The following is an 8,141-nucleotide window of genomic DNA, read 5'->3' as shown; positions in this document are numbered from 1 at the left end:
CGGCCGCACCGCGCCCCGGCGGTGGGCGCCCGGGCGGCGCGGCCGGCCGTCCTCGGCCAGCCGCTGGGCCACCCGCAGGCAGCGCAGGTCCAGGAAGGCGTCGAACAGCTCGCCGCGGCGCACCGGCCCGTCGCGCAGCCCCTGGGCCCACAGCTCCCCGGCCAGCCGGACGGCCAGCGGGTGCCCGCCGTCCCCGGCGGCGGCCGGGTGGCCCGGCGGCAGCCCGTACCGGCGGCGCACCCGCTCGGCCGCCTCGGGGGGCAGCGGGCCGAGCCGCTGCCCGGCCAGGCTCGGCCCGTCCGGGCCGCGGCCGTCCATCCGTACGGTGGGGGCGCTGCCCAGATCGCCGTCCGGGTGCGGTTCGGCGGTACGGCGGGGGCCGGGCGTGCCGCTCCCCCAGGTCTCGGCCGCGAGCCGCTCCCAGAGCTCCTCGCCGCAGGCGGTGACCAGCCGGGCGCCGCAGCCGGTCAGCCACTGGCCGGCGCCGCGCAGCCAGCGCGCGTCCACCGCCAGCGGGGCCTCCTCGGGGCCGTCCAGGACCACCAGCAGGGGCCGTCCCGCCGCCGCGCACAGCGCCGCCACCGGCTCCGGCGCGGGCGCCGGGGTGCCGAGTCCGGCCGCGGCTGCGGCCAGCGCCCGCTCCAGCGGCTCGGCGAGCGAGCGGTCCCCGGCCCGCAGGTCGGCGCCGCGCAGCCAGAGGGTGGGCAGCGGGTGGGCGCCGCCGTGCCGGCGGGCGGCCAGCGCGGCCAGTTCGGTGGTGCGTCCGCTGCCGGGGGCGCCGACCAGCGCGGTGACGGTCGAGGACGGCTCGTCCCCGGCGAGGCCGTCCGGCCGGTCCACCCGGTCGGCGGCCAGGTCGGCCACCCGGGCCGGTCCGGCACCGGCGGCCGTCACCTGGGCGGCGGTCAGCCGCAGCACCCCGGCCAGGTTCAGCGCCGGGCCGTAGCCGGGCACCGCCGCCGCGTTGCTCGCCAGCAGCCCGGCCAGCACCCCGGCGGCCGCCGTCCCGTCCGCGGGGCCCGCTCCCACCGCCACGGCCGGCAGCGCCCCGCCGTGCCGGGGGTCGCGCAGGGCGGGCGCGGCCAGCGCGACCACCGCCCCGCTGCGGGCGTCCAGCACCGGCGAGCCGGCCGGCACCGCGACCCCGCCGACCACCGGCACGTCCAGCAGCAGCACCCCGCCCAGCCGGTGCCCGCCGTACGCCGCGCCGGTGACCCCGAGCAGCCCGCAGCGCAGTGCGACCACCCGGCCGTCCTCCCCCGCCAGCGCGGGCAGCAGCACCTCGTGCCCGGCCGCGACGGCGGCCAGCGGCAGCGGCGGCACCGGCAGCCCGCCGACCGCCTCGGTGCGCAGCAGGGCGAGCCCGTGCCCGGGCAGCGGCAGCACGGCGTCCGGGCCGAGCACCCTGGTCTGCCCGCCGGGGGTGTGCAGGACGACCCGGTCCAGTCCGGCCACGCTCTCGTGTGCCGTCAGCACGCCCCCCTGCGGGTCGGCGACGAACCCTAAGCCGTGCAGCCGCCCGTTGAGGTCGCGGATCCGCAGCAGGTACCGCCCCGGATCGCCCTCCAGAAACCCCGGCATCCCATTGCCCCCTCGACCGTCGCTCGCCCGCCGCCCGGAGCCTGCCCGCGCGGGAGGCGGTCCGACCGCGCCCGCGCCGCTCACCACGGGCGTTCACTCCGCGCGCTCCCTCGTGCGGGTGAAAGGGGGTCCGGGAACGGGAAAGCCCCCGTCGGGACGATTCCCGACGGGGGCTCCGAACAGCGGGGGCGTCAGCCGACGAAGACCGCGACCGGCTTCGCCTGCCCGCCCTTCTCCTCGACCAGCGCGAGGAAGCGCCCGTCCGGCCCGAACACCGCGATCGGCCCGTCCACGCCCATCCCGGGCGCCTTCAGCCGGGCGCCGTGCGACAGCTTCTCCGCCGAGGCCTCGTCCAGGTCCCAGCGCGGGAAGGCGGCCGCCGCGGCCTCGCCGATCGGCAGCACCTCGAGACCCTTGGCGGACTCGCCGGTGACGTCGGCCTCCAGCTGCTCCAGGGTGCGCGCCGACTCCACCCCGTACGGCCCGACCCTGGTGCGCCGCAGCGCGGTCAGGTGCCCGCCGACGCCCAGCCCGGCGCCCAGGTCCCGGGCCAGGGCCCGGATGTAGGTGCCGGAGGAGCACTCGACGGTGACGTCCAGGTCGATCACCGGCGTGCCGTCCTCGGCGACCGCCGCGCGCTGCCCGTGCACGGTGAAGGAGTGGATCGTGGTCGGCCGGGCCGCGAGCTCGAAGTCCTCGCCCTCGCGCACCCGCGCGTACGAGCGCTTGCCGTCGATCTTGATCGCGCTGACCTTGGACGGCACCTGCATGATCTCGCCGGTGAGCGCCGCGATCCCGGCGTCGATCGCCTCCCGGGTGACGGCGTCGGCCGGGGCCGAGGCGGTGACCTCGCCCTCGCGGTCGTCGGTGACGGTGGTCTGGCCGAGCCGGATGGTCGCCTCGTAGGTCTTGGCGGTGAGCATCAGGTGGCCGAGCAGCCGGGTGGCCCGCTCGACGCCGATCACCAGGACGCCGGTGGCCATCGGGTCCAGGGTGCCGGCGTGCCCGACCTTCCGGGTCCCGGCCAGCCACCGCAGCTTGGCGACGACCCCGTGCGACGTGATGCCCTCAGGCTTGTCGACGATCACCAGGCCGTCCGGGCCGGTGCCTTTGCGCTTCATCGGGTTCTTTCTCTCAACAACAACAGCAGAGATGATCAACGTACCGGTCGCAGGGCGCCCCGGAACCGCTCGACCACCGCGGCCACGTCCTGCCGGACGCTGAATCCGGCCGCGAAGACGTGCCCCCCGCCGCCCAGTTCGGCACAGGCCGCGGCGACGTCCACCGCGCCCTTGGAACGCGAGGAGCCGCGCAACGTGCCGTCCGGGTCCTGCTTGAGCACCAGCGCCACCTCGGCCTCGGCCGGGCGGCGCAGGATGTCGATCAGCCCCTCGATCTCCTCGACCGTGACGCTGAACAGCGCGAGGTCCTGGTACGGCACCCAGGTCCACACCAGGCCCAGCCCGTCCGCCGCCTCCGGCTCGTAGACGGCCCGGTCGAGCGCGCCCGCGAGCACCTTGAGGTAGCCGAAGGAGGAGGTGTCCCACAGCTGCCGGGCGATCAGGTCGTGCCGGATGCCGGTGGCCAGCAGCCGGGCGGCCAGCTCGTGGGTGGCGGGCGTGGTGGCCCGGTACTTGAACGAACCGGTGTCGGTGGCGACACCGGTGTAGAGGCAGGTGGCCAGCTCCTGGTCCAGCTCCACGCCGAGCCGGCGCAGCAGCTCGTCGACCAGCACGGCGGTGGCCGGCGCGGTCGGGTCGATCAGCTGGTGGGTGCCGAAGCCCGGGTTGGAGGCGTGGTGGTCGAGCACCACCAGGACGGGCGCGGCGAAGGCCTTGGCGTGCAGCAGGCCGAGCCTGCTCTCCGCGGCCACGTCGAAGCAGAGCACCAGTTCCGGCACGTCCGGCACCTCGACGGCCGGCACGATCAGCTCCTGGCCGGGCAGGAAGGCCAGCGACTCGGGCACGACCTGCGGGTCGTCGCCGAAGGAGACCCGCACCTGCTTGCCGAGCGCGCGCAGCGCCAGCGCCGCCGCCAGCGAGGAGCCCAGCGCGTCGCCGTCCGGGCAGATGTGGCAGATCAGGTCGATCGAACGGGCCCGCCCGATCTCCGCCACCACCTGTTGCCAGAGCAGCTCGAACCCGCTCTCCTCGGCGCGCGGGCCCGGAAGCGCCACGAGGGCACCCTCCACCGTGCTGGTGGAGGACGCCCCCGTGGTCGATCCGGCTCGCGAGGCGGCCTGCGCCGGCTCACCCGCCATGACTACTCGTCCTCGTCGTCACGCTCGGCCGCCGGAACCCGGTACGGGTCCGCGTCGCCGGCGTAGCTCGCCCCCGCGGCCCGGGTGCGCACGGCGGCGTCCGAGTTGCGGGCCCGGTCGAGCAGGTCGTCGATGTTCCGGGCGTTGTCCGGCAGCGCGTCCGCGACGAAGGTCAGCGTCGGGGTGAAGCGCACCCCGATCTTGCCGACCTCGGAGCGGATCACGCCCTTGGCGCTCTCCAGCGCGGCCGCGGTGGCCTCGCGCTCGGTCTCGTCACCGAAGACGGTGTAGAAGACGGTGGCCTCGCGCAGGTCCCCGGTCACCCGGGTGTCGGTGATGGTCACGAACCCCAGTCGGGGGTCCTTGATCCGCCGCTCCAGGGTCTGGGCGACGACCACCTGGATGCGGTCGGCGAGCTTGCGCGCCCTAGCGGTGTCGGTCACGTTGCCTCCTCGTGCAATGGGCCCGGTACCCGGGAGAACTGCGCACCCGTCGGGGCCCACGCCCCAAAGTACCGGCCCGCGCCCGGCCTTGCGGGCGCTCTCGGTCCTGATCCGTGTGAGAACGGCGACTTCCGTCGGCCGGCTCCACGGTCCTCATTCGTCGTCGTCGTTGTGGTACCGCCGCCTCGCGGAGAGGAGCTGTACCTCGGGGCGGCCGGCGACCAACCGCTCACAGCTGTCCAGGACCTCGGTGACGTACCCGGCTTCGCCGGAGACCACCGCGAGGCCGATCTCGGCCCGGCGGTGCAGGTCCTGGTTCCCGGTCTCGGCAGCGCACACGCTGTACTTGCGCTGCAGTTCGGCCACGATGGGCCGCACGATCGAACGCTTCTCCTTGAGCGAGTGGACGTCGCCCAGCAGCAGGTCGAAGGTGAGTGTTCCCACGAACATGTATGACAGGTCTCGCCGACCTGGAAGGCCTCGGGGAGCAGCCCGGAAACGGGCTGGCGCCACTGTGTGACTACCCCGGACCCTACACAGCGAGACCGGGGCCGGTCGACGGAAATACCACCCGTCGACCGGCCCCGGCTGACACCGACTAGGCGCGCGGCTTCTCGCGCATCTCGTAGGTCTCGATGATGTCCTCGACCTTGATGTCGTTGAACGACCCCAGGGTGACACCGGCCTCGAAGCCCTCGCGGACCTCGGTCGCGTCGTCCTTGAAGCGGCGCAGACCCTCGATGGTGAGGCTCTCCGCCACGACCTTGCCGTCGCGGATGAGGCGGGCCTTGGCGTTGCGGCGGATGATGCCGTCGCGGACCAGGACACCGGCGATGTTGCCGAACTTGGAGGAGCGGAAGACCTCGCGGATCTCCGCGGCGCCGAGGCGCACCTCCTCGTACTCCGGCTTGAGCATGCCCTTGAGGGCGTTCTCGATCTCCTCGATCGCCTGGTAGATGACCGAGTAGTACCGGACGTCCACGCCTTCCTTGTCGGCCGCGGCGCGCGCACGGCCTTCGGCGCGCACGTTGAAGCCGATGATGATGGCGTCCGAGCCCATCGCCAGGTCCACGTCGGACTCGGTGATGGCACCCACACCGCGGTGCAGGACCCGGAGCTCGACCTCCTCGCCCACGTCCAGCTTGACGAGGGCGTCCTCGAGGGCCTCGACCGAACCGGAGACGTCACCCTTGATGATGAGGTTGAGCTGCTCGATGGAGCCGGCGGCGATGGCCTTGTCCAGGTCCTCCAGGGACACCCGGACCCGACGCTGCGCGAAGGCGGCGTTGCGGTCGCGGGCCGAGCGCTTCTCGGCGATCTGACGGGCGGTGCGGTCCTCGTCGACGACGATGAAGCTGTCGCCGGCGCGGGGCACCGAGGTCAGACCGAGCAGCAGCACCGGGCGGGACGGGCCGGCCTCGGCGAGGTTGTTGCCGTTCTCGTCCAGCATGGCGCGGACGCGGCCGTAGGCGTCGCCCACGACGATCGAGTCACCGACGCGGAGGGTACCGCGCTGGACCAGGACGGTCGCCATGGCGCCGCGGCCCTTGTCCAGGTGGGCTTCGATCGCAATACCCTGCGCGTCCTGCTCGGGGTTGGCCCGCAGGTCCAGCGAGGCGTCCGCGGTCAGGACCACGGCCTCCAGCAGCTGGTCGATGTTCAGGCCCTGGCGCGCGGAGATGTCGACGAACATGGTGTCGCCGCCGTACTCCTCGGCCACCAGACCGAACTCGGTCAGCTGACCGCGGACCTTGGTCGGGTCGGCGCCCTCGACGTCGATCTTGTTGACGGCGACCACGATCGGCACACCCGCGGCCTTGGCGTGGTTCAGCGCCTCGACCGTCTGCGGCATGACACCGTCGTTGGCCGCGACCACCAGGATCGCGATGTCGGTGGACTTGGCACCACGGGCACGCATGGCGGAGAACGCCTCGTGACCCGGGGTGTCGAGGAAGGTGATCGGGCGCTCTTCGCCGTTCACCATCGTCGCCACCTGGTAGGCACCGATGTGCTGGGTGATGCCACCGGCCTCGCCGGCCACCACGTTGGACTTGCGGATCGCGTCCAGCAGGCGGGTCTTACCGTGGTCGACGTGACCCATGACGGTGACGACCGGCGGACGCGGGGCCAGCTGGTCCTCGTCGCCCTCGTTGGCACCGAAGTCGATGTCGAACGACTCCAGCAGCTCGCGGTCCTCGTCGTCCCGGCTGACGATCTCCAGCTGGAAGCCCATCTCGCCGGCCAGCAGCTCGAGGGTCGCGTCGGAGACCGACTGGGTCGCGGTGACCATCTCACCGAGGTTGAACATGACGGAGACGAGCGCGGCCGGGTTGGCGTTGATCTTCTCCGCGAAGTCCATCAGCGAGGCGCCGCTCGACAGGCGAACGGTCTGGCCGTTGCCGCGAGGCAGCATCACACCGCCGACGGACGGGGCCTGCATGGCCTCGTACTCCTGGCGCTTCGCCCGCTTCGACTTGCGACCGCGAGCCGGGCGACCGCCCGGGCCACGACCGAAGGCACCCTGCGTGCCACCACGGGCACCCGGGCCACCGGGACGACCGCCGAAGCCGCCGGGACGGGGGCCGAAACCGCCGCCACCACCGGGGGCGCCGCCACCCGGACGCGGACCGCCGAAGCCGCCGCCACCAGCCGGACGCGAGCCCGGACCGGCCGGACGACCCTGGAAGCCCGGACGGGCGCCACCGGCGCCGCCCGGACCACCCGGACGACCGCCGGGGCCACCGGGACCACGGCCACCGGGGCCCGGACGCGGGCCGGCCGGACGCTGCGGCATCATGCCCGGGTTCGGGCGCGGCATGCCGGACGGGGACGGCGCGCCGGGGCGCGGACCGGCCGGACGCGGCATGCCGTCGGGACGCGGGGCGCCACCCGGACGGGGGGCACCGGCACCCGGAGCGCCGGCGGGACGCGGACGGTCGCCACCGGGACGCGGCGCACCGGCACCCGGGGCGCCGGCGGGACGCGGACGGTCGCCACCGGGACGCGGCGCACCGGCACCCGGGGCACCGGCGGGACGCGGACGGTCGCCGCCCGGACGCGGACGGTCGCCACCCTGGGCACCACCCGGACGCGGAGCACCGCCCTGACCACCCTGACGGCGGTCGCCGGGGCGGCCCATGCCGGTGGCGCTACCCGAGGTGAACGGGTTGTTGCCCGGACGCGGACCGGCCGGACGCGGGCCCGGACGGGCACCGCCGGAGGCCTGGCCGCCACTCGGGCGCGGGGCCTGGGCGGCGGGACGCGGGGCCTCGGCCGGAGCCGGCGAGGAGAACTCGGCCGCGGGCGCGGCCGGAGCCGCCGGAGCGGCGGGACGCGCGGCCGGGCGCGGGCCCGGAGTCGGCGCGCCCGGCTTCGGGGCACCCGCTCCGGCCGCGGGGGCCGCAGGGGCGGCGGCCGGCGCGGAAGGCGCGGCGGCAGCCGGGGTCGGACGGGGACCAGGGGTCGCGCTGGGGCGCGGACCCGGGGTCGGAGCGCCCGGCTTCGGGGCACCCGAGCCGGCCGCGGGGGAGGGCGCCGCGGGCTTCCGCGGGCCCGGCTTGGCAGCGGAACCACCACCGGTGGGGGCCACACCAAGCGCGTCAGTCAACTTGCGTACGACCGGCGCCTCGATCGTCGAGGACGCCGAACGGACGAACTCGCCGAGCTCGGTGAGCTTGGCCATGACGGCCTTGCTCTCCAAGCCAAGCTCCTTGGCGAGTTCATAAACCCGGACCTTAGCCACTTCACTCCTGTCTATGAGTCCGGGGGTCTCGTCCGCCGGACTGTCGCTACTTCATGGGCGTACCCATCGCGTACTCATCGCGTACTCATCGAGAGCTCATCGCAATCTCGACCTA

At 74.8% G+C, this 8,141-nt stretch carries 5 protein-coding genes and 1 pseudogene; all 6 read right to left on the bottom strand.

Translation table 11 applies throughout. The annotated features are described in order from the left end of the window. A pseudogene (locus tag ACFVU7_RS44060) lies at positions 1-1,581 on the bottom strand (serine protease); the annotation flags it as partial. Between the two features lie 191 nt (positions 1,582-1,772). Further along, entirely contained in the window at positions 1,773-2,702 is a 930-nt protein-coding gene (gene truB, locus ACFVU7_RS44055) for a tRNA pseudouridine(55) synthase TruB (protein WP_049658666.1), read from the bottom strand. Positions 2,703-2,737: 35 nt separating this feature from the next. Then, positions 2,738-3,841, bottom strand: coding sequence for a bifunctional oligoribonuclease/PAP phosphatase NrnA (locus tag ACFVU7_RS44050; RefSeq protein WP_079272940.1), 1,104 nt, complete (start codon positions 3,839-3,841; stop codon positions 2,738-2,740). A gap of 2 nt (positions 3,842-3,843) precedes the next feature. Next, positions 3,844-4,284: a 30S ribosome-binding factor RbfA gene (rbfA, locus tag ACFVU7_RS44045; RefSeq protein WP_388052257.1), complete on the bottom strand. Its 441-nt coding sequence runs from the start codon at positions 4,282-4,284 to the stop codon at positions 3,844-3,846. A gap of 153 nt (positions 4,285-4,437) precedes the next feature. After that, entirely contained in the window at positions 4,438-4,734 is a 297-nt protein-coding gene (locus ACFVU7_RS44040; protein WP_030289887.1) for a DUF503 domain-containing protein, read from the bottom strand. Between the two features lie 148 nt (positions 4,735-4,882). Continuing rightward, positions 4,883-8,026: a translation initiation factor IF-2 gene (gene infB / locus ACFVU7_RS44035; protein ID WP_074006404.1), complete on the bottom strand. Its 3,144-nt coding sequence runs from the start codon at positions 8,024-8,026 to the stop codon at positions 4,883-4,885. Positions 8,027-8,141: the final 115 nt, after the last annotated feature.

The organism is Kitasatospora sp. NPDC058046, assembly GCF_042885595.1.
GTDB lineage: Bacteria > Actinomycetota > Actinomycetes > Streptomycetales > Streptomycetaceae > Kitasatospora.
The sequence above is the reverse complement of the archived record's forward strand: the minus strand, read 5'-3'. Positions and strand labels throughout refer to the sequence as shown.

Bases quoted from the DNA above. Each gene is read 5' to 3' on its own strand.
- truB (WP_049658666.1), bottom strand. From the start codon at position 2,702: ATGAAGCGCAAAGGCACCGGCCCGGACGGCCTGGTGATCGTCGACAAG.
- ACFVU7_RS44050 (WP_079272940.1), bottom strand. From the start codon at position 3,841: ATGGCGGGTGAGCCGGCGCAGGCCGCCTCGCGAGCCGGATCGACCACG.
- ACFVU7_RS44040 (WP_030289887.1), bottom strand. From the start codon at position 4,734: ATGTTCGTGGGAACACTCACCTTCGACCTGCTGCTGGGCGACGTCCAC.